General features: G+C 58.4%; 23 protein-coding genes and 1 pseudogene. 8 read left to right on the top strand and 16 right to left on the bottom strand.

What is annotated here, in order from left to right; genetic code table 11:
• Positions 1-40: 40 nt before the first annotated feature.
• From QQL78_RS06645 to guaA, 7 genes are all read right to left on the bottom strand, one after another.
• The gene (locus QQL78_RS06645; protein ID WP_386257623.1) at positions 41-1,012 is read right to left on the bottom strand and encodes an alpha/beta fold hydrolase; all 972 of its coding nucleotides are present in this window, start codon (positions 1,010-1,012) and stop codon (positions 41-43) included.
• 1 nt (position 1,013) lies between these two features.
• Positions 1,014-1,934: a homoserine O-acetyltransferase MetA gene (gene metA, locus QQL78_RS06650; protein ID WP_284371818.1), complete on the bottom strand. Its 921-nt coding sequence runs from the start codon at positions 1,932-1,934 to the stop codon at positions 1,014-1,016.
• 87 nt (positions 1,935-2,021) lie between these two features.
• On the bottom strand, positions 2,022-2,876 hold the full coding sequence (locus tag QQL78_RS06655; protein ID WP_284371820.1) for an ATPase: 855 nt from the start codon (positions 2,874-2,876) through the stop codon (positions 2,022-2,024).
• A gap of 31 nt (positions 2,877-2,907) precedes the next feature.
• On the bottom strand, positions 2,908-3,822 hold the full coding sequence (locus tag QQL78_RS06660) for a DMT family transporter (protein ID WP_284371822.1): 915 nt from the start codon (positions 3,820-3,822) through the stop codon (positions 2,908-2,910).
• A 41-nt stretch (positions 3,823-3,863) separates the two neighbouring features.
• Positions 3,864-4,727 carry a DMT family transporter gene (locus QQL78_RS06665; RefSeq protein ID WP_284371824.1) on the bottom strand — a complete coding sequence of 288 codons (864 nt, stop codon included), beginning with the start codon at positions 4,725-4,727 and terminating at the stop codon, positions 3,864-3,866.
• Complete coding sequence (locus tag QQL78_RS06670) at positions 4,724-5,002, bottom strand: putative quinol monooxygenase (RefSeq protein ID WP_284371826.1); 279 nt, start codon at positions 5,000-5,002, stop codon at positions 4,724-4,726. The genes QQL78_RS06665 and QQL78_RS06670 overlap by 4 nt, the downstream gene beginning before the upstream one ends.
• Positions 4,993-6,582 carry a glutamine-hydrolyzing GMP synthase gene (gene guaA, locus QQL78_RS06675; RefSeq protein ID WP_284371827.1) on the bottom strand — a complete coding sequence of 530 codons (1,590 nt, stop codon included), beginning with the start codon at positions 6,580-6,582 and terminating at the stop codon, positions 4,993-4,995. Before guaA ends, QQL78_RS06670 begins: the two co-directional genes overlap by 10 nt.
• Before the next feature lie 198 nt (positions 6,583-6,780).
• Here guaA and QQL78_RS06680 point away from each other — a divergent pair, with 198 nt between their 5' ends.
• Positions 6,781-8,319 carry a trimethylamine methyltransferase family protein gene (locus tag QQL78_RS06680; protein WP_284371829.1) on the top strand — a complete coding sequence of 513 codons (1,539 nt, stop codon included), beginning with the start codon at positions 6,781-6,783 and terminating at the stop codon, positions 8,317-8,319.
• 51 nt (positions 8,320-8,370) lie between these two features.
• Here the strand turns inward: QQL78_RS06680 and QQL78_RS06685 are convergent, their stop codons facing one another.
• Positions 8,371-8,700 carry a DUF6477 family protein gene (locus QQL78_RS06685; RefSeq protein ID WP_284371831.1) on the bottom strand — a complete coding sequence of 110 codons (330 nt, stop codon included), beginning with the start codon at positions 8,698-8,700 and terminating at the stop codon, positions 8,371-8,373.
• 289 nt (positions 8,701-8,989) lie between these two features.
• Between QQL78_RS06685 and QQL78_RS06690 the strand changes: the two genes are divergently transcribed.
• Positions 8,990-10,093 (top strand): DUF6456 domain-containing protein, encoded by a 1,104-nt coding sequence (locus tag QQL78_RS06690; protein WP_284371833.1) that lies wholly within the window; start codon positions 8,990-8,992, stop codon positions 10,091-10,093.
• A gap of 103 nt (positions 10,094-10,196) precedes the next feature.
• Positions 10,197-11,150, top strand: a complete 954-nt coding sequence (gene lipA / locus QQL78_RS06695) for a lipoyl synthase (RefSeq protein WP_284371835.1) — start codon at positions 10,197-10,199, stop codon at positions 11,148-11,150.
• Positions 11,151-11,168: 18 nt separating this feature from the next.
• On the opposite strand, the gene QQL78_RS06700 is transcribed toward lipA, so the two are convergent.
• From QQL78_RS06700 to hpt, 4 genes are all read right to left on the bottom strand, one after another.
• Positions 11,169-12,056 carry a cytochrome c gene (locus tag QQL78_RS06700; RefSeq protein ID WP_284371837.1) on the bottom strand — a complete coding sequence of 296 codons (888 nt, stop codon included), beginning with the start codon at positions 12,054-12,056 and terminating at the stop codon, positions 11,169-11,171.
• A gap of 3 nt (positions 12,057-12,059) precedes the next feature.
• Positions 12,060-12,536, bottom strand: coding sequence for a c-type cytochrome (locus tag QQL78_RS06705; RefSeq protein ID WP_284371839.1), 477 nt, complete (start codon positions 12,534-12,536; stop codon positions 12,060-12,062).
• Between the two features lie 114 nt (positions 12,537-12,650).
• Complete coding sequence (locus QQL78_RS06710; protein WP_284371841.1) at positions 12,651-12,824, bottom strand: hypothetical protein; 174 nt, start codon at positions 12,822-12,824, stop codon at positions 12,651-12,653.
• Positions 12,821-13,357, bottom strand: a complete 537-nt coding sequence (gene hpt, locus QQL78_RS06715; protein ID WP_284371843.1) for a hypoxanthine phosphoribosyltransferase — start codon at positions 13,355-13,357, stop codon at positions 12,821-12,823. The genes QQL78_RS06710 and hpt overlap by 4 nt, the downstream gene beginning before the upstream one ends.
• Before the next feature lie 80 nt (positions 13,358-13,437).
• Between hpt and QQL78_RS06720 the strand changes: the two genes are divergently transcribed.
• Together QQL78_RS06720 and QQL78_RS06725 are read left to right on the top strand one after the other, a co-directional pair.
• Positions 13,438-13,890 (top strand): type II toxin-antitoxin system RatA family toxin, encoded by a 453-nt coding sequence (locus QQL78_RS06720; protein WP_284371845.1) that lies wholly within the window; start codon positions 13,438-13,440, stop codon positions 13,888-13,890.
• Positions 13,887-15,164: an MmgE/PrpD family protein gene (locus QQL78_RS06725; protein WP_284371847.1), complete on the top strand. Its 1,278-nt coding sequence runs from the start codon at positions 13,887-13,889 to the stop codon at positions 15,162-15,164. Before QQL78_RS06720 ends, QQL78_RS06725 begins: the two co-directional genes overlap by 4 nt.
• On the opposite strand, the gene QQL78_RS06730 is transcribed toward QQL78_RS06725, so the two are convergent.
• The 4 genes and pseudogenes from QQL78_RS06730 to ispF form a co-directional block, all read right to left on the bottom strand.
• Entirely contained in the window at positions 15,146-16,327 is a 1,182-nt protein-coding gene (locus QQL78_RS06730) for an ammonium transporter (RefSeq protein ID WP_284371848.1), read from the bottom strand. The genes QQL78_RS06725 and QQL78_RS06730 overlap by 19 nt on opposite strands.
• Before the next feature lie 142 nt (positions 16,328-16,469).
• Entirely contained in the window at positions 16,470-16,946 is a 477-nt protein-coding gene (locus tag QQL78_RS06735; RefSeq protein ID WP_284371849.1) for a CinA family protein, read from the bottom strand.
• Positions 16,947-17,438 (bottom strand): phosphatidylglycerophosphatase A family protein, encoded by a 492-nt coding sequence (locus tag QQL78_RS06740; RefSeq protein ID WP_284371850.1) that lies wholly within the window; start codon positions 17,436-17,438, stop codon positions 16,947-16,949.
• A pseudogene (gene ispF / locus QQL78_RS06745) lies at positions 17,435-17,914 on the bottom strand (2-C-methyl-D-erythritol 2,4-cyclodiphosphate synthase); the annotation flags it as partial. The pseudogene ispF and the gene QQL78_RS06740, both read right to left, overlap by 4 nt.
• A gap of 201 nt (positions 17,915-18,115) precedes the next feature.
• Between ispF and dusB the strand changes: the two are divergent.
• Genes dusB through QQL78_RS06760 form a run of 3 tightly spaced genes read left to right on the top strand, consistent with a single transcriptional unit; the run spans position 18,116 to position 21,549 of the window.
• A complete protein-coding gene (gene dusB / locus QQL78_RS06750; protein ID WP_386258912.1) occupies positions 18,116-19,093 on the top strand; it encodes a tRNA dihydrouridine synthase DusB in 978 nt (325 codons plus the stop codon).
• Entirely contained in the window at positions 19,090-20,175 is a 1,086-nt protein-coding gene (locus tag QQL78_RS06755; protein WP_284371851.1) for a two-component system sensor histidine kinase NtrB, read from the top strand. The genes dusB and QQL78_RS06755 overlap by 4 nt, the downstream gene beginning before the upstream one ends.
• Before the next feature lie 3 nt (positions 20,176-20,178).
• Positions 20,179-21,549 (top strand): response regulator, encoded by a 1,371-nt coding sequence (locus tag QQL78_RS06760; protein ID WP_284371852.1) that lies wholly within the window; start codon positions 20,179-20,181, stop codon positions 21,547-21,549.
• The last annotated feature ends 24 nt before the right edge of the window (positions 21,550-21,573 follow it).

Raw genomic sequence — 21,573 nt, forward strand, 5'->3', positions numbered from 1 at the left:
CTGAATAGAATGTTACACTCTATATGGGATGTTAATCGGCTTAACGCAAACCCGCACGGGTGGCGGCGCGGTCAATTGCGGCCTCAACTGCCTCCGGTGCGGTATGTTGTGGCATGTGGCCTTGGCCCGTCAGCACGGTCAGTTTGCCGTTTGGGATATCCCCCATCAACACCTCAGCATGTACCTTGAGCGGAACAATGGTGTCGGCGTCACCATGCACCGCTTCGACAGGCATGTGCAGGGCGCCATAGTTCTTTTGCATTTCAACCACATGCGGGCGCAGGGCATTGACCTGTTGGGCATTGGCGCGGGTGCTCTCACGGCGCAGGGTCAACCCGGTGCTGATATGTTCTGCGTAGCCTTCAGGCGCTGATTGGGGAGCAAAAATCGCGCTGATGCTGTCAGACACCAACTGCTTGGGCACGAAGGCAGTGATCAGCGGTACCACCAGCGCACCACCCAATTTCGAGCCAAAAACACCATAGGTCCAGCCCAGCTCTCCCGGCCAGGGTTCCGACACGGCAGAGAGCAGCACAAGAGCGGCAGTGTCATCAGGACGGCTGAGACCCCAGGCCAGTGCAACAATACCGCCAAAGGAGTGGCCCAGTACAATCGGGTTTTCAACGCCTAGCTGGTCAGCAGCGCCCTGCAACAATGCGGCCTGCTCCAGCGGTGATTCCTCTTTGTTGTTCCACGCCCCGCCATGGCCCGCAGGCCGTCCAGTCCAACCCAGACCGGGGCGGTCCAGCAGGATCACCCGGTAGCGGTCGGTCAAACGGTCAGCAAATCCAAGTGTGAAATCTTTCAGGTTGCCGCTGGCCCCGTGCAGCAGCACCAGATCCGGGCCTTGCCCCATGACCAGCGCATGCACTGGCACCCCGTTGACGTCCAGAATCTGACCTACAGGCGGTGTTAGCGCCTCGGCCTGTGCCTCACGGGCGGCAGCGCGCCATTGGATCAACGCAATGAAGGCGGCGATCAGAACCGTCAGGAATATCACGCCGCGCCTCATTTCAGCCGGTGCCAATTGCCGTCATATCAAACGGCGTGGACTGGTATATCTCGTTGATCCAATTGCCATAAAGCAGATGCGCATGGCTGCGCCAACGGTTTGTCGGTGCGCGTGACGGATCATCACCGGGGTAATAGTTACACGGCACATTGATCGGTGTGCCCTCAGCGACATCGCGGTCATATTCCTGTTTCAGCGTGTCGCTGTCATATTCAAAATGGTTGAACACATAAAGCGCACGGTGGGCAGGATCCTCGATCAGGCAGGGGCCGACTTCATCGCTGCCCAGAAGCGTGATCAACCCGGCGTGGGCATCCACCTCGGGTTGGCGCATCTCGGTCCAGCGCGACACGGGCATCACACATTCATCGGAAAACCCGCGCAGATACGGCGAGGTCGGCATCAGGTTGCGGTGTTTGAAACAGCCAAATGCCTTGTGATCCAAAATGTGTTTCTGGACGCCGTGGAAATAGTTGATCATCGCCATGCCGCCCCAGCAGACCCCGAAGGTGGAATGCACATGGGTCTGGGTCCATTCCATCACCCGCGTCAGTTCCTGCCAATAGCCGACATCCTGAAAATCCAGATGTTCGATTGGCGCACCAGTGATGATCAGCCCGTCAAATTTCTCATCCATCACCTCGGACACGGGGCGATAAAAGCTCTCCATATGTTCGGCAGCGGTATTGCGGGTCTGGTGGTCGGACATGCGCAGCAGGCTCAGTTCGATCTGCAACGGCGTCGCCCCGATCAGGCGGGCAAACTGGTTTTCGGTCTGGATCTTTTTCGGCATCAGATTCAGCAGCGCGATGCGCAGCGGGCGGATGTCTTGCGAGGCTGCCAGTTCTTCGTCCAGCACCATCACACCTTCGCGCGTCAGCACGTCAAAGGCAGGCAGGGTGGAGGGCAGTTTGATAGGCATGGGATCAGGTCCGGTCTTGTGAAGGGGTTAGATACTCCGCCAAGGTGGCACTGCCAAGAGCGCAGCACTCACGATGTGGCGAGGCGGTTATACATCCAGAGTGTTTGCGATCAGGTCAACAAAATCGCTTTGAGTCTGCAAGGCGCTGATCTGATCGGGGGTGATGGTGACACCCCATTTTGACATCGCCTCGTAACGCGGCTGACGATGGGACAGCGCCTGCGCATAGGTCCAGCGGACAAAGGCATCAGGATCAACTTCACCCTCTGAGTATTTGTTTTCATTCAGATATTCCTGCCAGACACGGGCGAGGAATTCAGGCTGATAGGCCATGGGTTTAGGCGCACGGTCAAAGCGCTTGATCAATTCTTGCGTATGGGCGGCATCGCCTTTGATCCAGACCAACAGGCATTCATCCGCCAGCGCGCGCAGCAAAGGATCGTTTGGATCATCTGCATCGACCCATTCGCAAATCGACCCACCGGTGTCACAGATGAAATGGTCATAGCCATAAAGCGTTTTTGCACGATCCGCGAAATGGGCGGTGTCCATCAGCGCGGCAATCTCCCCCTGTTTGAAGGCCTCTTGCCGTTGGGCGTATTCGACCATCGGCAGGCCGCCCTGATCCGCATTGCCCGGTTTACCCAGCCATGTGGCCACGGGGGACAGGTTTTCAAAGGTGATGTTGGACGCGATATAGATGCTATCGGACAACAGCAGGTTGCGCAGAAAGGGGACTTTCATTGCTTCGGCCTTGGCATTGTCGAGGATGGTTTCGCCCAGATAGCGCGTGCCGATGCGGTAATCGATGGAATAGTGGAACCAGTCGCCGGAGGCACGCAGCAGCCCTGACAGATGCGTCTTGCCCAGACCCGACATGCCAAAGATCAATACCTTGCGGCGCGGGGCGTCACGCCATTCTTGAGCGGTGGAGTAAAGCATGCGGTTGGTCCATTGGTTACAGCTATTGCCCCTACCTAGCCCGCGCAGGCAACAGACGCCAGATGCGCCCGTCCAGTACCAGAAGTCCAAGCGCAAGCAGTGCAAATCCGCCATAGGCCGAGGGCTGCAACGTTTCATCGAGGACCAGACCGCCCAGCACGATCGCAAAAGGCGGGATCAACAGGGTGACCAGCATCAGGTTGCCACTGCCCGCCATGGCCAGCACACGGTAATACAACAGATAGGCCAGTGCCGTGCCGATCAGCGCATAATATCCAATGGCCAGAATTGTATCGGATTGCAGCTTCAGGGTCAGCGGCCCCTCGATCCACCACGCCAGGGGCAGCATGATGAGGGTTGATCCGGTGACCATCCCCGCCGCGGCCACTTGGGGGGGCTGACCGGCCAGCCGCTTGCGCGCCCAGACAGAGGCCAACGCATAAGAGATGGTACCGCCGATCACCGCCAGTTGCGCCAATGACCGTAGATCAAAACTGCGCAGGTTTTCAAACCCGATTGCCATGGCAACACTGGCAAACCCCAGCGTGACACCCACGGCCTTGCGCAGGGTGATACGTTCATCAGCAAAAAATAGGGCGGCCATGATCACGCCAAAGATGGCGGTGGCGGCGTTCAGGATCGAGGTCAGCCCGGTCTCGATATAAAGCTGCCCCCAAGCCATTAGCCCAAAGGGGATAACATTGTTCAACAGCCCCATGCCCAAAAAACCGAGCCAGATTTTCGGATCGCGCGGCAGTGGCAGGCGCATCAACCAGACCACCAACCAAAGCGCCAGTGCGGCCCAGCCGACACGATGCGCCACTGCTGTCAGTGGACCAACTTCATCCAGCGCAATGCGGATCGACAGAAAGGAGGCGCCCCAGATCGCCGCCAGCAGCAGCATTTCCACCCAGGCGCGGGAAGATATGGATTTTTGCGTGTTCATGTGACGGGTCTATGTCGCAGCAATGGCACAGACGATCCGTTTCATGCGGATTTGCGGGTTTCAAACCAGATGTTCAGATAATTACCGGCAAAGATGATTACCGCACCGACGAAAACCCAAATGTCGATGGCCTCGTTATACAGCAACATGGCAGCCACTGCGACAAGCGGCAGGCGGGCAAAGTCAATTGGGGCGACAACCGTGGCAGGGGCGATGGTCAGCGCCTTGGTGATACAGAAATGCGCCAGTAACCCGCAGCAGGCAACAAGGATCAACCAAGGCAGGGCAGGGGCCGTCGGCAGGGCGATATCACCATCGTAACTCGCTGCAATCACGCCAAAAACCAGTTGCACGAAGGTCAGATAGAACATGATCGCGGTGATGGTTTCTGTGCGCGTTAGCCGTTTGGTGAAGACATAGGTCAGGGCAAAGAACACCGCACAACCGGCGGCGGCAAGAATGCCGGCATTCATGCCCTCAATACTGGGCCGGGCGACAATCAGGATGCCGATAAATCCCATCACGGCGGCCAATGCACGAACTTTGGTCAGCCGTTCACCAAGCAACAGAAAAGACAGGACAATCACCCAAAGCGGTGTGGTGAATTCCAGTGCAAAAACCTGTGCCAGCGGGACAATGGTCACCGCATAAAACCACAGGTTCTGGCCGGTGAAATGAAACAGATTGCGCACCAGATGGGTGCGCAGGGCACCGGTGCCAATCTGTCGATAGCTGCCGGTGGCAAAGGCAAGGGCCAGCACCACCAGCAGGCCAAAGGCCGAGCGGTACATCATAATTTCGAAAGTATCGAAATCGCCACCCAATTCGCGACCGGCAATCGCCATGGCGGTGAAACTGACCACTGCACCGATCATCCAAAGGGCGGCTTGCACCGTGGTGTTCATGGCATGCCTTTGATCTGGTAGTCCCGCGCAATGCCTTTGGTTTCCCGCGCCCAGTCTGACGCACCGGCCCGTGCCTGATGGGCCTCAAAGGCTGCGGGTGTGGTGAACTCTTCCGCCACCTGCCAGACCAGAGGGTCCTCCGTGGCGGTGACGTGAAACGAAACGCAGCCCGCCTCGGCCCGCGTCAGGCGGATGTGTTCCTCCAACGCAGCGCGCACACGGGCGGCCTCTGTATCATCCGAACAGCGCAAATATCCTTGCAGGGTTACTCCCATTCGATGGTGCCGGGAGGTTTGGAGGTGATGTCATAGGTGACCCGGTTGATGCCCGGCACCTCATTGATGATGCGGGTCGCGGTTTCGCCCAGAAACTCATGGCTGAAAGGGTAATAATCCGCTGTCATCCCGTCGACCGATGTCACCGCCCGCAAAGCACAGGCAAAATCATAGGTGCGCCCGTCGCCCATCACACCAACCGTGCGTACGGGAAGGATGGCAACAAAGGCTTGCCAGATGTCATCATACAGCCCGTGTTTGCGGATCTGGTCGATGTAAACCGCATCCGCCTCGCGGAGAATGTCGAGTTTCTGGCGGGTGATTTCGCCGGGACAGCGGATCGCAAGACCCGGACCGGGGAAAGGGTGGCGCCCGATAAAGGACTTCGGCAGGCCGAGTTCCACACCCAGCGCGCGCACCTCATCCTTGAACAGCTCGCGCAGCGGTTCGACCAGTTTCAACCCCATTTTTTCGGGCAAACCGCCGACATTATGGTGCGATTTGATGGTGACCGAGGGGCCACCGGAAAAGCTGACCGACTCGATGACATCGGGGTACAAGGTGCCCTGAGCGAGGAATTTGGCGTCGCCGACTTCCTTGGCGTGTTTCTGGAACACGTCGATAAACAGCTTGCCGATGATCTTGCGTTTGGTTTCGGGGTCATCCTGACCGTCGAGTGCGCCAAGGAACAGTTCTTGCTCGTCCGCGTGGATCAGCGGCATGTTGTAGTGATCGCGGAACATGGTGACGACCTCTTCGGCCTCGCCTTTGCGCAGCAAGCCGTGGTCGACAAAAACGCATGTCAGCTGGTCGCCGATCGCCTCGTGGATCAGCACGGCGGCAACGGAGGAATCAACCCCGCCGGACAGGCCGCAGATGACCTTTTCATCGCCCACTTGCGCGCGAATGGCGGCAATGGCTTCTTCACGATATGCGCTCATGGTCCAGTCGCCTTTGAAACCGGCAAGGCGCACGAAGTTTTCATAGAGCTTTGCCCCATTGGGCGTGTGATGCACTTCGGGGTGGAATTGCACCGCGTAAAAGTTGCGATCCGTATCTGCGGTGATGGCAAAGGGCGCATTAGGCGAGGTGCCGAAGACCTTGAAACCGGGGGCAATTTTGCTGACGTGATCGCCGTGGCTCATCCAGACCTGTTCCTTTTCGGTGGCAAACCACCCCTGCAACAGATCCAGTTTTTCCTCTTCCGGCGTGACAAAGGCACGGCCAAATTCAGCGGTGTTATGGCCGCGCTCGACCTTGCCGCCAAGCATTTCCATCATCACCTGCTGGCCATAGCAAATCCCGAGGATTGGCACATCAAGCTCAAAGACTTTTGCAGGCGGGCGCGGGGCCCCTTCGGAAAAGACTGAGGCAGGGCCGCCCGACAGGATCACCGCCTTGGGGTTGAACGCTGTCAGAAAGGCATCGTCCACCGTGTTGAACGGGTGAATTTCACAGAACACATGCAGCTCGCGCAGGCGGCGGGCAATCAACTGGGTGACCTGAGAGCCGAAATCGATGATCAGCAGGCGGTCATGATCCAGCGGGTTTGGGGCGGTGGGGGCGTCTGTTTTGCTCATGCCGCTTGAGTATTGGGGGATTGCGCGGCTGGCAAGTCCCCGAATGCTGCACCCCGGCAAAACCAGCGCAGTATTTCCGGCCAAAAACAGATGTGAAACCGGCAATGTCGCTTTTCACCCGCACAGGACGGTATCTGCGAAAGGTGGCGATCCTGAATAGGGTAGCAGAAGTAAAAATTTGCGCGAGAAGGTGAACATATGGCGGAATCAGCACGACGGGGACGCGGGGGCGGCGGTGCCGCACGACGGGCCGAACGCAACGCGGTTTCTTTTGAAACGGCCAAGTTCATCGAGCGGAACATCCCGAACTTTGAGATTCTGACCGAAGAAGCCATGCAGGTGATCGAAACCAATGCGGAAATCGTGTTGGAAGAGGTTGGCGTTAATTTTCTTGATAATCCGGCGGCAATTCAGCGCTGGCGCGATGCCGGGGCAGAGATTGACGGTGAGCGGGTGCGCATCCCACGTGGATTGGCACGCAAACTTTGTGCAACAGCACCGTCACAATATACCCAACATGCCCGCAACCCGGCACGCAATGTGGTGGTTGGCGGCAATAATCTGGTGCTGGCTCCGGTTTACGGTCCCCCCTTTGTACGTGACGCAGTTGGCGGGCGGCGTTACGCCACGATGGAAGATTTCAACAAGTTTGTGAAACTGGGCTATATGTCCAAATGGCTGCATCATTCCGGCGGCACGGTTTGCGAGCCGACAGATGTGCCGGTGAACAAGCGCCATCTGGACATGCTCTATGCCCTTATGACCCTGAGCGATAAACCGTTTATGGGGTCGGTGACCGAGCCGAGCCGGGCTCAGGATTCGGTGGATATGTGCAAGATCCTCTTTGGTGAGGAATTTGTGCGCGACAACACCGTGATGACATCACTGATCAACATCAACTCTCCGATGACCTTTGACGATGTGATGATGGGGGCGCTGGAAGTTTATGCGCAGAACAATCAGGCCTGTATCATCTCGCCCTTCATCGTCGGTGGGGCGATGGCACCCGTTTCGGTTGCAGGTACGCTGACACAAGTTCTGGCGGAAACCCTTGCGGGGATTGCTTATTCCCAGCTGATCCGCCCCGGTGCGCCGGTGATCATGGGGGCCTTTGTGACCTCGATTGACATGAATTCCGGTGCGCCGACCTTTGGCACACCAGAGGCGGCGCATATCACCTATGGGGCTGGGCAGCTGGCGCGGCGTTTGAACCTACCTTATCGCTCTGCGGGATCATTCTGTGGCTCAAAACTGCCGGATGCGCAGGCGGCTTATGAAACGGCGAACAGTCTGAACATGGGGCTTTTGGCGGGTGTGAATTTCATGCTGCATTCCTGTGGCTGGCTGGAAGGCGGGCTGGTCAGCAGTTTCGAGAAGTTCGTGATGGATGCGGACCAGCTGGGCACCTTGCATCATCTGGCGCGGGGCGTCGAGATTGACGAGAACGCGCAGGCGATGGATGCCATCCGCGAGGTTGGTCCCGGCGGGCATTATCTGGGCTGTGCGCATACGCAGAACAATTTCAAGACAGCCTTCTGGAAGTCCGATCTGCTGGATTATAAACCGTTCGAAACATGGGAAGATGAAGGCGCGCGTGACACGCAGGCGCTGGCGACACTCCGGGTGGAAAAGATGCTGGCGGATTATCAGGCCCCCGCGCTTGATCCGGCGATCCGCGAGGCGCTTGATGCCTTTGTCGCGCAAAAGAAGAGTGCAGAGCCTGACAGCTTTATGTGATTCCGACGTATATGATCCCGGTCGTTGCAGTATCGATCCGGGGGGCGAGGTTCAGCTTGCCTCACCAATTGGTGCAGGGCGCGGCGATTGAGACGCGGCCTGCACAGAGCGCAAGATGCGGGCTTCTGCGACCATTGCGATCAACACATCCAGATGGCGGATCAAACTGTAGCTGCCATCTGATGTCACACGCTGCTCTTCCAGCGCGGCCTCTATATCCATCAGTTTGAGCAAGGCCGCGCCATGGCGTGGCAAGACGCCATAGCCTAGAAGGCGCGGCAGATGCGCGGCGCGTCGATAATCCTGAGCGCCAATGCGCGCGGCACGCATCATCAGGCGTGGACGATGCAGGGTGTTGAGCATGGAGAGAACATCTTTCATGGCATTGATCCTTGAGCAGTGGATAAAGGCACGGTTCCGCCTTTCGTCGACGCCATCATTGCACAACCTATGGAGGTGTTGCGTTCCTCCCTGCATCTGCGTTCGGAGCTTTCACAACTGTTTATGATTTAGAGACAATGCTCGGCAAACCGCAGGGATTTTACCAATCGATAACCGATGCATCCCCCTAGGTTGTGTGGAGAAATCTTGGGATAACCTGTGGGTAAATGTAAACAGGTGGGAGCACGGGAAAAGGATGAACCAATGTGGACAATCGGGCGTGGCAGGCATGTCCCGGAAATTTCCTGAATGGGTGCCGGTTGGGGCACTTCACTATATCGCGCATACGGAAAACGGCGAGCCGATACGCGTCCTTGCACGGGCTGCCGGGTGTCATGCCTCAACCGTCTTGCGTCAGATCCGTAAAGTTGAATTGCGCCGTGATGATCCCCTTGTTGATGCCGCCTTGCGCAAGCTGGGCGCGGCAGTCCTGCGATTGAACCGACACGCACCCCTTTCAGGCAATAAGGAAGCTGCAGATATGAACCCCTTTTCCGAACAGGCCATGCCAGATGATGCCACCCTTGCGCGCGAATCCATGCGGGTTTTGCGCAGGCTTTGTGAATCCGGGGCGGTACTGGCCGTGGCTGCCGATCTGGACAAGGCGGTGGTGGTGCGTGACGGCCCGCAGGGCAGCACCCGCACGGCGGTTGTTGCCAATTCAGTGGCACAGGCCATGGCGTTAAAAGACTGGATTACGCCCGCCAATACGGGGCGGATCATCCGCTATCATATCACGACAGCAGGGCGAAACGCATTGGGGGCGTTTCTGCAACGGTTCGGTATGGCCCCATCTTCATCCTCGGGCTTTGCCGAGGCTGCGACTTCGTTTCAGGGGCAGGGGGCGGGGGGTGCGGTTCTGGACCGGGAAGAAGACTCGCGTCCGCCCCGTGCCCCGATTGGGGAAAGCCCGCTGAGCGCCCTGGCGCGGCGGCGTAATAATGAGGGGAAACCGTTTCTGGCGGAACCGCTGGTCCATGCTGGCGAAAGGCTGCGCGAGGATTTTGAGCTGGCCCAGATGGACGGTTCCACCGCGCAGAATTGGGATCAGTTTCTGACAGCCGGGGTGCAGACCGGCAATTCCGCAAGTGGATCGGCGGGGGGCGCTGCGGCCGAGGCACGCGCCCGTGTGACGGCGGCATTGGCGGATCTGGGCCCGGGGCTGTCGGATGTTGCCCTGCGCTGTTGTTGTTATCTTGAAGGTCTGGAAGCGGCGGAAAAGCGGTTGGGCTGGTCTGCGCGCTCGGGCAAGGTGGTGCTGCGGATCGCCTTGATGCGGCTGAAACGGCATTACGACGAAACTGTCGGCCCCGGTGGACCAATGATCGGCTGAGGGGAACCACCTGACCGCCCCGCGCATGGCTATATTGTAACTGCCCGGGCTTTTGTTGCCGGATGAATATGTTACATAGGGGGCAATCAACCGGAGCCCCGCCATGCGTGATCTGAAAATCCCCGAGCAACGCCACCCTGAAAAAGCGCATAAGCCTGACAATGCCCAGCCGAAAAAACCCAGCTGGATCAGGGTCAAGGCACCGGGCGGCAAAGGCTATGCTGAAACGGCCAAAATCATGCGTGACAACAACCTTGTGACGGTCTGCGAAGAAGCGGGCTGTCCCAATGTTGGTGAATGCTGGTCACAGGGCCATGCCACCATGATGATTATGGGTGAGGTCTGTACCCGGGCTTGCACCTTCTGCAACATCGCCACCGGCAAGCCGCCGGAGGATCTGGATGTATTCGAACCGGGGCGCGTCGCTGATGCGGTACAGAAACTGGGGTTGAACCATGTGGTGATCACCTCGGTCGACCGTGACGATATCGCCGATGGCGGGGCGGAACATTTTGCCCAAACCATCCGCGCGGTCCGTCACCGCAGCCCGGATACCACCATTGAAATCCTGACACCGGATTTTATCCGATGCGGCCCGGAAGCCCTTGAAAAGGTTGTTGAGGCACGCCCTGACGTGTTCAACCATAACCTCGAAACCGTGCCCGGCCTATATCCTGAAGTCCGCCCCGGCGCGCGGTATTTCCACAGCCTGCGCCTGTTGCAGCGGGTCAAGGAACTTGATCCCTCGATGTTCACCAAATCCGGCATCATGGTGGGGCTAGGCGAAGACCGCCAGTCTGTCATTCAGGTGATGGAAGATATGCGCGCCGCTGACATTGATTTCCTGACCATCGGACAATATCTGCAACCGACCCCAAAACACCACCGGGTGGATCGGTTTGTACATCCTGACGAATTTGCCGCCTATGAGAAATCCGCCTATGGCAAAGGATTCCTGATGGTTTCCGCCACGCCGCTGACCCGGTCAAGCTATCACGCGGGCGATGATTTTGCGCAGCTGCGCGCGGCCCGCAACAAGAAGCTGGGGATCGCCTAAACCTGTATCACCCGCTTGTTAGGGCAGGGCAGGCACAGCTTTGAGATAGGCCACAATCGCTGCGCGGTCGCTTTCGGGCAGCTGAGCAAGCTTGTCGATCACTGCGGTCATCGAGCCGCCGGCACTGTCATAGTCAGGGGTGAGCCCGCTTTCGAAGTAATAGATCAGATCCGCTTCGGACCATGTCAGGGCTCCCGGAGTAATGTTTGGAATGCGCCCCTTGCCTGACGGATTTGGCGCGCCTGACAGCCATGCACCCCGGTCCAGCCCGCCCAGAATGTTGCGCGGGGTATGGCATTCACCGCAATGGGCCAGCCCCTCAACCAGATAACGACCCCGTTCAATTTCCGGGGTCTGGACCTGCGTTAAGACAAAATCCTTGTTAACAAACAAGACCTTCCACAACCCAAGCGCACGCCGAATATTGAACGGAAACCCCACATCATGAGGTTTGTCCGGGGTATCTGACACGGGCAGGTTTTGCATATAGGCAAATAGATCAGCCACATCCGTTTCCGCCATGTGCTGATAGGCGGCATAAGGAAAGGCGGGGTAATAATGCTGTCCTGTTGGGGACACACCGGCGGTCACAGCGCGGGCAAATTCCGGCAGGGTCCAGGCTCCGATTCCATTCGGACCGGCAGAGATGTTGGGGGCATAAAACGTGCCAAAGTCGCTGGCAAAAGCATGTCCCCCCGCAAGGATCTGTTTTTGTGCTTCTGTGGCGTCGGGTGCGGCATGACAGGAGGCGCAGCCCGCCGCGATAAAGATTTTCTCGCCCTGTCCAACATCCGGCTGATGCCCGGTGGCAAAATCCGGCGTCAACGGGGCAGGGGCGCTAAGAAACCAAGCGCCCACTGCTGCGATCAGGGCAAGAACTGCCGTGCCTTGGAGAATCCGGCGCAAGGATCAGTTCTTGGGGCCGCGATAGGATTCGTGACAGGCTTTGCATGCCCCGCCCAAGGGGCCCATGCCTGCCCGCAAGGCGTCCAGATCTTCGGCACCCATCAAGACAGCAGAAGCGGTTGCCATGTCCTCAAACTTCTGTGCGAAACCGGCAGGGTCGCTCCAGATTTCGGTCTTGGCGCGCGACAGGTCAGCCGCCCCCTGTTCTGTGCCTTCGGTCCAAAGGCTGGTCGGGTCAATCTTTGCCAGCATGTTGATGCCGCCGGCAGCGGACTGCACCAATCCTGCGTTGAAAGCGATTTCACCTTTGGCGGTACTGCCCAAAATGCCCATATTCTTGGCAACAACTTCCATCATCATATGGCGTGCGGCAACATCGGCATTACTGGACTTTGTTGCATGGCTGCTTGCAACGCTTGCCGTGGCGAATAGCGCGGCAGCACTGGCGATGGCAAAATGGGATTTCGTAAAAGCCTTCATGGTCGTCCCCTCGTTCAATGGAAATTGATTTATATGCTACCTGAAAGTGTACAGCAGCCTGAGCGAACCGAGAAAACATTTTCGTGAACTGCCAAGCGGCAGCGGGGGCGGAGCCTAGAACTTGCGCGGAATCCGCTCGGCCTTGGCCCATTCCGGCCAATAGCCCAGCCACTCAATACCCCAAATCACCGCCGCCACCGCGATGATGCCAAACACCAGTTTTACACGTTTGGCCGAGGGCGGATTACGCGCCCATTGCGACATGCGCATCAGCCAGGTTGTGTTCATGTAAAGCGCACCTTGCCGATAAACGGCAGGTTCCGATTGCGCTGTGCGTAGTCAATGCCATAGCCGACAACAAATTCATCCGGGATCTCAAAGCCGGTCCAATCCGCCTTCATATCCACCTCGCGACGCGATGGCTTGTCCAGCAGGGCGATGGTTTTCAGCCGCGCAGGTTCGCGTGATTTCAATAGGTTGGTGACATGATGCAGGGTATGTCCGGTATCGACAATATCCTCAACCAGCAGCACATCACGCCCTTCAATGGCTCCGCGCAGGTCTTTCAGGATCCGCACCTCGCGGCTGCTTTCCATACCGTCGCCGTAACTTGATGCCTCAAGGAAATCGACCTCGATCGGCAGGTCCAACTCGCGCACCAGATCGGCGATGAATACAAAAGAGCCGCGCAGCAATCCCACAACAACCAGTTTGTTTGTGCCGTCAAATTCGTCATGGATCTGGCGGCACAGCTCTTCGATGCGTGCGGCAATCGATTTCGCCGAGATCATTTCATCAATCACATACCGACGATCAGTCATTGCACCCGCCCTTACCTTGGCCCTTGAAATTGCCCGCATAAACGGTGAAACAGAGCTAACCCGAGCCAGCGCGGAACGCAATGCCAACCCATACCGAGACCAAAGAACTGCCCTATACGGCGCAGCAGATGTACGACCTTGTGGCGGATGTGAAATCCTACCCTGAGTTTCTGCCCTGGACCGCCGCTGCGCGAATCCGCAGTGATGAGGATAAGGGCGACCACCGTGTGATGGATGCGGATCTGGTGATCAGTTTCAAAGTGTTTCGCGAACGCTTTACCAGCCGCGTGGTGCTTTGGCCCGAGGCGCGCAAGATCGATACGGAGTATCTGGACGGGCCGTTCAAATACATGAAATCCAACTGGGCGTTCGAGGATGCCCCCGGCGGTTGCAAGGTGCATTTCCACGTCGATTTCGAATTCAAGAACGCCATTTTGCAGGGCATCATCGGGATCGTGTTTAACGAGGCGATGCAACGGGTGGTGCGCGCCTTCGAGGCCCGCGCCAAAGCGTTATACGGGCCGGCGGCGTGAGTGGTATCACCGACCAACTGATAGAGTTTACTGGCATATCAGTGCCGTCTGATGCCGCTGCGATGATGCGTCTTTCGCTGTTTGACTGGGCGGCCTGCGGGGTAGCCGGGGCGCGGGAAACGGAATTTGACAGCTTTGTGAAGGCGCACCTGGCCATGCATCCCGGTCTGCATGTCACATTTGGCGGTGCCACCGCTTCTGCCCCAACCGCCGCCTTGATCAATGGCACGCTCAGCCATGCGCTGGATTACGACGACACGCATTTCGCCCATATCGGCCATCCGTCGGTTGCTGTGATCCCTGCGGTTCTGGCTTTGGCAGAGCAAACGGCCTGTGACCTTGATGCGTTGACAGAGGCGGCGGCAATCGGTGTCGAAGCCTCTGTCGCTGTGGGTCTCTGGCTGGGGCGGGACCATTATCAGATTGGCTATCACCAGACCGCCACTGCTGGTGCGTTTGGGGCGACTGTCGCGGCCTGTCGTTTGCTTGGGCTTAACGCAACACAGATCCGCCATGCGCTTGGCCTCTGCGCCAGCATGGCATCGGGTATCAAGGCCCAATTTGGCACTATGGCGAAACCGCTGAACGCTGGTCTGGCCGCGCGCAGCGGGGTTGAGGCCGCGCTTTGGGCGCGGGCGGGCATGACAGCGGCAGAGGATGGTTTGGCGGGCCCGTTGGGGTTTGGTCCGACGCATCACGGGCAGGCGGTGGATGTCGAGCTGCCGGTTACGGACTGGCGCATCAACAGTATCAGCCACAAATTTCACGCCTGCTGTCACGGGCTTCACGCGATGTTGGAAGCGCTGCGCGATGGCGAGACCGCGCCGGATCAGGTTGAGGCAATCCATATCCGCACCCATCCGCGCTGGATGTCTGTCTGCAACATCATCGCACCGCAGACCGGGCTGGCGGCCAAGTTCAGCTATGGCCAGACCGCGGCGATGTCCCTGTTGGGCCATGATACCGGGGCGATTGGCAGTTTCACCGATGCATTGGCGCAGGACACTACTGTCATTGACCTGCGTGAACGTGTTCAGGTCAGCGAAGATGCGCGGCTAAGTGAGACACAAAGCGAAGTGTTGGTCACCCGGGGGGATGGCAGCAGTGAACACCTGCGTCATGATCTGATGACACCCATGGCACTGGAAACACGCGCGCAAAAGCTGCGGGGCAAGGCGGCGGCATTGCTTGGCGGGGAAGGCGCGCGCACCCTGTGGAGCGCCGCGCAAGGCAAATCCCTACGCGGCCTCCTTGATCAACTGGTGATGTCGTAAGCGCGTTCACCATGGACCGACAGGTCCAGCCCGTTCACCTCGGTCTCCTGATCCACGCGTATCGGCAGAACTGCGCGACAGATCAGCACCAGCGCCACGGTCACCACGATGGTGAACACACCGACAATCGCCAGCGATCCCAGCTGTGCCGCCCATGACCCTGCACCCAGTGCGGCAATCATGATGGTGCCGAAAATACCGCCCACACCATGCACCGCAAAGACATCAAGCGTATCGTCGACCTTGAGTTTGTTGCGCATCAACACAACTGCCTCCTGGCATAGGATACCGGCCACCGCCCCGATCAACAGCGCCGCCCAAGGGCCGACAAAACCGGAGGCCGGCGTGATCGAGGCAAGCCCTGCAATTGTGCCGGTCACAATCCCCACAAGCGAGGATTTGCCAAATTTGATCCGTTCCCACAGCGCCCAGGTCAGCGATGCGGTGGCGGCCGAAATATGTGTCACGGTGATCGCCATGGCCGCACCACCGTCTGCCGCCAGCTGTGATCCACCATTAAAGCCAAACCAGCCAACCCAAAGGAATGCGGCACCGATCATCACCAGCCCGGGATTATGGGGTGGTGTGGTCTGATGTTTGCGCGCACCCAGCATCACCGCCAGTACAATGGCGGCCAGACCGGCGGTTTCATGCACCACAATGCCACCGGCGAAATCACGTACGCCGACCTCGCCGAAGATACCACCATCAGCCAGCATACCGCCGCCCCAGACCCAATGCACCACCGGCGCGTAGCACAGCAGCATCCAAAGACCGGAGAACAGCAGCATAAACCCGAAACTGATCCGTTCGACATAACAGCCCACGATCAGCGCCGGGGTGATGATAGCAAATGTCATCTGAAAGGCGAAGAACAGGATTTCGGGCAGGGTGCCGCTAAGGCTGTCCGCTGTGACGCCGTTTAAACCGATCTTGCCGAGCCCACCCCAAAGGCCGCTTTCGCCTGGACCAAAGGCAATGGAATATCCAAGCAGAAACCACAGCACCGACATCAGGCAGGCAATGGCATAACAATGCATGAACACACTAAGCACATTGCGCGCACGTACCAGCCCGCCATAAAACAGGGCAAGCCCCGGTAAAGTCATCAATAAAACCAGCGCTGTGGCGGTCATGATCCATGCTGTATCGGCAGCGTTCATCGGGTGGCTCCATTCAGGATTAGAAATTGGTGCCGGTTTGATTGCCTAATGTTCAGGCAGGCGAAAGCCATACCACCCATAAGAAATAGGCATTTATGAAAGAGCTGAATATTTAGGCGGAATTTGCAGGCAAAGCCTGCATTCAGGGCAGTTTGTCAATCGCGCCCAGCAGCAGCGACAGGGCATGATCACGGGCCGCGATGCGGACCGCATCCCGACCAGGGGCACCGAACTCCTGTGTTTCGACGGATGTGCCTGCTGGCGTGGCAACGGCGAAACATACACGACCTTCCGGTTTGTGTTCCGATCCACCGGGGCCCGCGATGCCGGTGATCGACACGGAAACCTGTGCATGTGAACGGGCAAGCGCACCTTCCGCCATTTCAATGGCGACGTCTTCGGAAACCGCACCTACTGCGGCCAGCGTCTGTGGTGACACGCCCAGCATTTCGATCTTGGCCGCATTCGAATAAGTGACAAAACCACGCTCCAGTGCAGCAGATGATCCGGGCACATCGGTCAGCGCGGCGGCAACCATGCCGCCCGTACAGCTTTCGGCACAGGTCACCATCACATCTTTTGCGCGGCACAGGTCTAGGATGCGATCCGCCAGGCTCATTTACAAAGCCCCGTGATACAGCGCTGCCAGCGCCACCACGCCAAGGGCGGCAAAGATCCCCGCGATCACGTCATCCAGCATCACACCCAGCGGTGTGTTCATCCGGTCGGCCCAACCAATGGGCCCCAGTTTGGTGATGTCAAACAGGCGAAACAGGGCAAATGCGGCGATCCAGCCGGGCCACATGGCAAGGATCGAAATCTCCATCGACCATGCCGCATAGCTGAGCGGCAGGAGTGCGATCCACTGGCCAATCACCTCGTCCACTACAATCTCTGAAGGGTCGTGATCCTCTTGCCCGGCGGTCATCTTGTCCGTGGCCCACCAGCCTTTGAAGAACCCCACAACAATCGCCAGAACCAGCAGGGGCAGACCGCCAATCACATGCAACAGCCAGCCCCAAGGCAGCGCCACCAGCGACCCCCAGGTGCCCGGTGCCGGGCGGATATGGCCCACCCCCATTACTGTGCCAATGATCTGTGCAAGTTTCATGTCTTCACCAATGTTGCTGTCGCCAAAGCCGCAATCCCTTCGCCGCGCCCGGTAAAGCCCAGCTGTTCCGAGGTGGTCGCCTTGACCGACACGCGGTCCATTTCCATGCCCATAATCCCCGCCATGGTTTCGCGCATCACGGAAGCATGTGGTCCGATCTTGGGATGTTCGCAAATCAATGTGCAATCCACATGGGTGAGGGTGAAGCCCATTTCAGTGGCCAGCTGGACCGCGTGGCGCAAGAAGATGTGGCTTTCGGCACCTTTCCACTGCGGGTCCGAGGGCGGAAAATGTTGGCCGATGTCACCCCGCGCCAAGCCGCCATAAATCGCATCCGTCACCGCATGCATCCCCACATCCGCATCCGAATGGCCCCTTAGCCCGTGATCATGCGGGATCTTCACGCCACAGAGCACCACATGGTCCCCGATGTCAAAAGCATGCACGTCGAAGCCGTTCCCGGTGCGGATATCCATGAGCGTTCCCTGATCTGGCCATTGCATTCTCTGGCTTCTGTCTATGCAAAGGCAGCGCGGCGCGCAATCACCGGCATAGGGTGCCTAATTTTTGTGCAACCCTGCGTCATTGAAGGTGAAAATCGGCGTGGAATTGTTGTGGCCGGACGTCGATATGGCTACACCGGACCCAACTGCACAAGGATTAAGCACGTGAGCGCATTGGCTCTGCCTCTTGGCCTGACACCTCCTGTATTGCTGGCCCCGATGGCCGGAATCACCGACCTGCCAACACGCAGTCTGGTGGCCCGCTTCGGCGCGGGGCTGGTGGTGTCAGAAATGATCGCCAGCCATGAGCTGCTCAGCAAAAGCCCGGGCACCCGCGAGAAGGCCGAGCTGGGCATCGGGATTGAAGGCACCTCGGTCCAGATTGCCGGACGCGAGGCCGCCCCAATGGCGGAAGCCGCCCGGATGATTGCGAATCAGGGTGCGCGGATCATTGACATCAATATGGGCTGTCCTGCCAAGAAGGTCACACAGGGGCTGTCCGGGTCGGCCCTGATGAAAACACCCGATCACGCCCTGCGCCTGATCGAGGCGGTGGTGAATGCGGTGGATGTGCCGGTGACGCTCAAAACCCGTCTGGGGTGGGATGATGAGATGTTGAACGCACCCATCATTGCCAAACGTGCCGAGGCGGCAGGCATCTGCATGATCACCATCCATGGCCGCACCCGCTGTCAGTTTTACAAAGGCCATGCCAATTGGCGGGCGATTGCGCGGGTCAAGGATGCGGTGCAGATCCCGGTAATCGCTAATGGTGACATTACGTCTGCCGCTGCGGCACGTACCGCACTTGCCCATTCGCAGGCCGATGGCGTGATGATCGGGCGGGGCGCACAGGGCAAACCATGGTTGTTGGCCGAAGTGGCACATGCGCTTTATGGCACACCCGCGCCGCAGATCCCGCAGGGGGCAGCCTTTGGCGATATGGTGTTGGAACATTACGACGATATCCAGCGGTTCTATGGTCCCAAGCTGGGCCCGCGGGTCGTGCGCAAACATCTGGGCTGGTATATGGACACCTGTGATACCCCTGCCGATCTGCGCCGCGCTGTGCTGACCTGTGCTGATCCGGGTGAAATTCGCACCCTGATCGCGCAGGCAATGTTTTACAGATCAGAGCAGGTGGCCGCATGAGTACAGAATTGCAAATCTGGGCCTCTCTGCCGATCCCTACCTTGTTGATCACACCTGATGATATGATCGCCGATATCAATCCGGCTGCTGAAGGGTTCTTCAATGCTTCTGCCAAGGCTGTGATCGGGGTGCCGGTCTGGGATCTGGTGGCGGTGGATTACCCGCTGGAGGACGCGTTTGAACGCGCCCGCGACAGCAGCACGGCCTTGTTTGTCAATGATGTGGATGTGGGCAGCGGTCAACGTGCACCGCAGAAATCTGCGCTTCAGATTGCCCCGCTACAGGGTCAGCCGCGCCACATGCTGATGATGATCTCGCCGCGTGAATTGTCAGGGCGCATGACGCAGAACCATTCAGTGAAATCCGCAGCGAAATCGGCCATTGGGATGGCTGAAATGCTGGCCCATGAGATCAAGAACCCGCTGGCGGGCATCACCGGCGCGGCGCAGCTGTTGTCGATGAACCTTGATGCGGATGAGTTGGAGCTGACCGATCTGATCGTCGCGGAATCGCGCCGGATCGTAAACCTGTTGGGGCAGGTGGAGCAGTTCGGCAATCTGACCGCCCCTGTGCGCAAACCGGTGAACCTGCATGATGTGCTGGACCGTGCGCGGCGTTCGGCGCTTTTGGGGTTCGGCTCTCAGATGAAGATCGTTGAAGATTATGACCCTTCATTGCCTGCGGCCCTAGGCGACAAGGATCAATTGGTGCAGGTGGTTCTGAACTTGTTGAAAAACGCATCCGAGGCGGCGGGACCGGACGGCGGCACCATTCGCCTGCACAGCTACTTCGAACATTCATTTCGCATGCGCCGTGCGGATGGCTCGGGCCATCTGCTGCCCTTACAGATCGAGATCATTGATGACGGGCCGGGTCTGCCAGAACATATTAAGGGGGATATCTTCGATCCCTTTGTCTCGGGCCGTGAAAACGGCACCGGTCTGGGCCTTGCGTTGGTGTCTAAGATTATTTCCGAACATGGCGGCTGGATTTCGGTTGATTCCGTTCCCGGGCGCACCGTTTTTCGCATGTCACTGCCGCGCGCGCATGCGTCGGATTACACCCCCTCAGAGGAGAGTTGATAGATGGATGGCACGGTACTGGTCGCAGATGATGACCGCACAATCCGCACGGTCCTGACCCAGGCACTGACACGGGCAGGGTGTAAGGTGCATGCAACTTCCAGTCTGACCACGCTGATGCGCTGGGTTGCAGAGGGGCGCGGCGATGCGGTGATCACCGATGTTGCTATGCCCGATGGCAACGGACTGGAGATGCTGCCCAAGATTTCCGCAGATCGCCCCGAATTGCCGGTGATTGTGATCTCGGCGCAGAATACCATCATGACGGCAATCAAGGCGGCAGAGGCGGAAGCCTTTGACTACCTGCCCAAACCCTTTGATCTGCCGGATTTGATGAAGCGCACAGCGCGCGCATTGGATCGCAAGGACAGCACCCGCCGCACAGTTCAGGAGCCAACAACGGATGGCGATCGGGATGATTTGCCTTTGGTGGGCCGCACGTTGGTGATGCAGGCGCTTTATCGGCTGGTGGCGCGGGTGATGAATACCGATTTGCCCGTGTTGATCTGGGGCGAAAGCGGCTCCGGGAAATCACTGATCGGCAAAGCAATACATGATTTCTCTGACCGGCGTACCCTGCCGTTTGTGACGGTAACGGCGGCGGATCTGCAAGACATTGAAGGCCCGGCGCGGGTTCTGGCCCGGGTGCGGGGCGGCACATTGCTGATCGACGAAATTGCCGATATCCCGCTGGAAGCACAGGCGCGTATCGCGCGGATGATGGATGAACCGGGGGAATATACCCCGCGTTTTCTTGCCACCAGCCAATCCGATCTGGCCGAGGCGATGAAACAGGGCAGTCTGCGTCGCGACCTTTATTACCGGCTGTCCGGGGCAACTGTGCATGTCCCGGCCCTGCGGGACCGTGTCGAAGATATTGATCTGCTGGCGGCGCATTTTCTGGCGCGCGCTGATTCCGGCACTGCCTCTGGCCGGGTTCTGTCGGAAGGCGCCAGCAAGGTGTTCGCAAACTACTCATGGCCCGGCAATGTGCGCCAATTGGAACATGCGATGCGCCAGCTGGCCCTGACCAGCCATGCGCCGGAAATTTCACTTGAAGAGGCGCGGCAGGTGCTGGGGGCGCAGCCAACAACGGAACCGGTCTATGCACAGGTCAATACCGAACGGTTGGGGGCCAGTGTGGAACGCCATTTACGACGTTACTTTGATCAACATGGTGCAATGCTGCCGCCGCCGGGACTCTATGCGCGGATCCTGCGCGAAATCGAAGCACCGCTGATCGAAATTGCCCTCGCAGCGACCTCGGGAAATCAGGCTAAATGTGCCGATCTTCTGGGCATCAACCGCAATACCTTGCGTAAAAAGATCACTGATTTGGATATTGAGGTGACAAGAGGCCGCAAAATGATGTAAAAGCGCCACATAACCGTGGCCATC

It is taken from the genome of Sulfitobacter pacificus (assembly GCF_030159975.1).
GTDB classification, from domain to species: domain Bacteria; phylum Pseudomonadota; class Alphaproteobacteria; order Rhodobacterales; family Rhodobacteraceae; genus Sulfitobacter; species Sulfitobacter pacificus.

Bases quoted from the DNA above. Each gene is read 5' to 3' on its own strand.
- QQL78_RS06645 (WP_386257623.1), bottom strand. From the start codon at position 1,012: ATGAGGCGCGGCGTGATATTCCTGACGGTTCTGATCGCCGCCTTCATT.
- metA (WP_284371818.1), bottom strand. From the start codon at position 1,934: ATGCCTATCAAACTGCCCTCCACCCTGCCTGCCTTTGACGTGCTGACG.
- QQL78_RS06655 (WP_284371820.1), bottom strand. From the start codon at position 2,876: ATGCTTTACTCCACCGCTCAAGAATGGCGTGACGCCCCGCGCCGCAAG.
- QQL78_RS06660 (WP_284371822.1), bottom strand. From the start codon at position 3,822: ATGAACACGCAAAAATCCATATCTTCCCGCGCCTGGGTGGAAATGCTG.
- QQL78_RS06665 (WP_284371824.1), bottom strand. From the start codon at position 4,727: ATGAACACCACGGTGCAAGCCGCCCTTTGGATGATCGGTGCAGTGGTC.
- QQL78_RS06670 (WP_284371826.1), bottom strand. From the start codon at position 5,002: ATGGGAGTAACCCTGCAAGGATATTTGCGCTGTTCGGATGATACAGAG.
- guaA (WP_284371827.1), bottom strand. From the start codon at position 6,582: ATGAGCAAAACAGACGCCCCCACCGCCCCAAACCCGCTGGATCATGAC.
- QQL78_RS06680 (WP_284371829.1), top strand. From the start codon at position 6,781: ATGGCGGAATCAGCACGACGGGGACGCGGGGGCGGCGGTGCCGCACGA.
- QQL78_RS06685 (WP_284371831.1), bottom strand. From the start codon at position 8,700: ATGAAAGATGTTCTCTCCATGCTCAACACCCTGCATCGTCCACGCCTG.
- QQL78_RS06690 (WP_284371833.1), top strand. From the start codon at position 8,990: ATGTCCCGGAAATTTCCTGAATGGGTGCCGGTTGGGGCACTTCACTAT.
- lipA (WP_284371835.1), top strand. From the start codon at position 10,197: ATGCGTGATCTGAAAATCCCCGAGCAACGCCACCCTGAAAAAGCGCAT.
- QQL78_RS06705 (WP_284371839.1), bottom strand. From the start codon at position 12,536: ATGAAGGCTTTTACGAAATCCCATTTTGCCATCGCCAGTGCTGCCGCG.
- QQL78_RS06710 (WP_284371841.1), bottom strand. From the start codon at position 12,824: ATGAACACAACCTGGCTGATGCGCATGTCGCAATGGGCGCGTAATCCG.
- hpt (WP_284371843.1), bottom strand. From the start codon at position 13,357: ATGACTGATCGTCGGTATGTGATTGATGAAATGATCTCGGCGAAATCG.
- QQL78_RS06720 (WP_284371845.1), top strand. From the start codon at position 13,438: ATGCCAACCCATACCGAGACCAAAGAACTGCCCTATACGGCGCAGCAG.
- QQL78_RS06730 (WP_284371848.1), bottom strand. From the start codon at position 16,327: ATGAACGCTGCCGATACAGCATGGATCATGACCGCCACAGCGCTGGTT.
- QQL78_RS06735 (WP_284371849.1), bottom strand. From the start codon at position 16,946: ATGAGCCTGGCGGATCGCATCCTAGACCTGTGCCGCGCAAAAGATGTG.
- QQL78_RS06740 (WP_284371850.1), bottom strand. From the start codon at position 17,438: ATGAAACTTGCACAGATCATTGGCACAGTAATGGGGGTGGGCCATATC.
- QQL78_RS06755 (WP_284371851.1), top strand. From the start codon at position 19,090: ATGAGTACAGAATTGCAAATCTGGGCCTCTCTGCCGATCCCTACCTTG.
- QQL78_RS06760 (WP_284371852.1), top strand. From the start codon at position 20,179: ATGGATGGCACGGTACTGGTCGCAGATGATGACCGCACAATCCGCACG.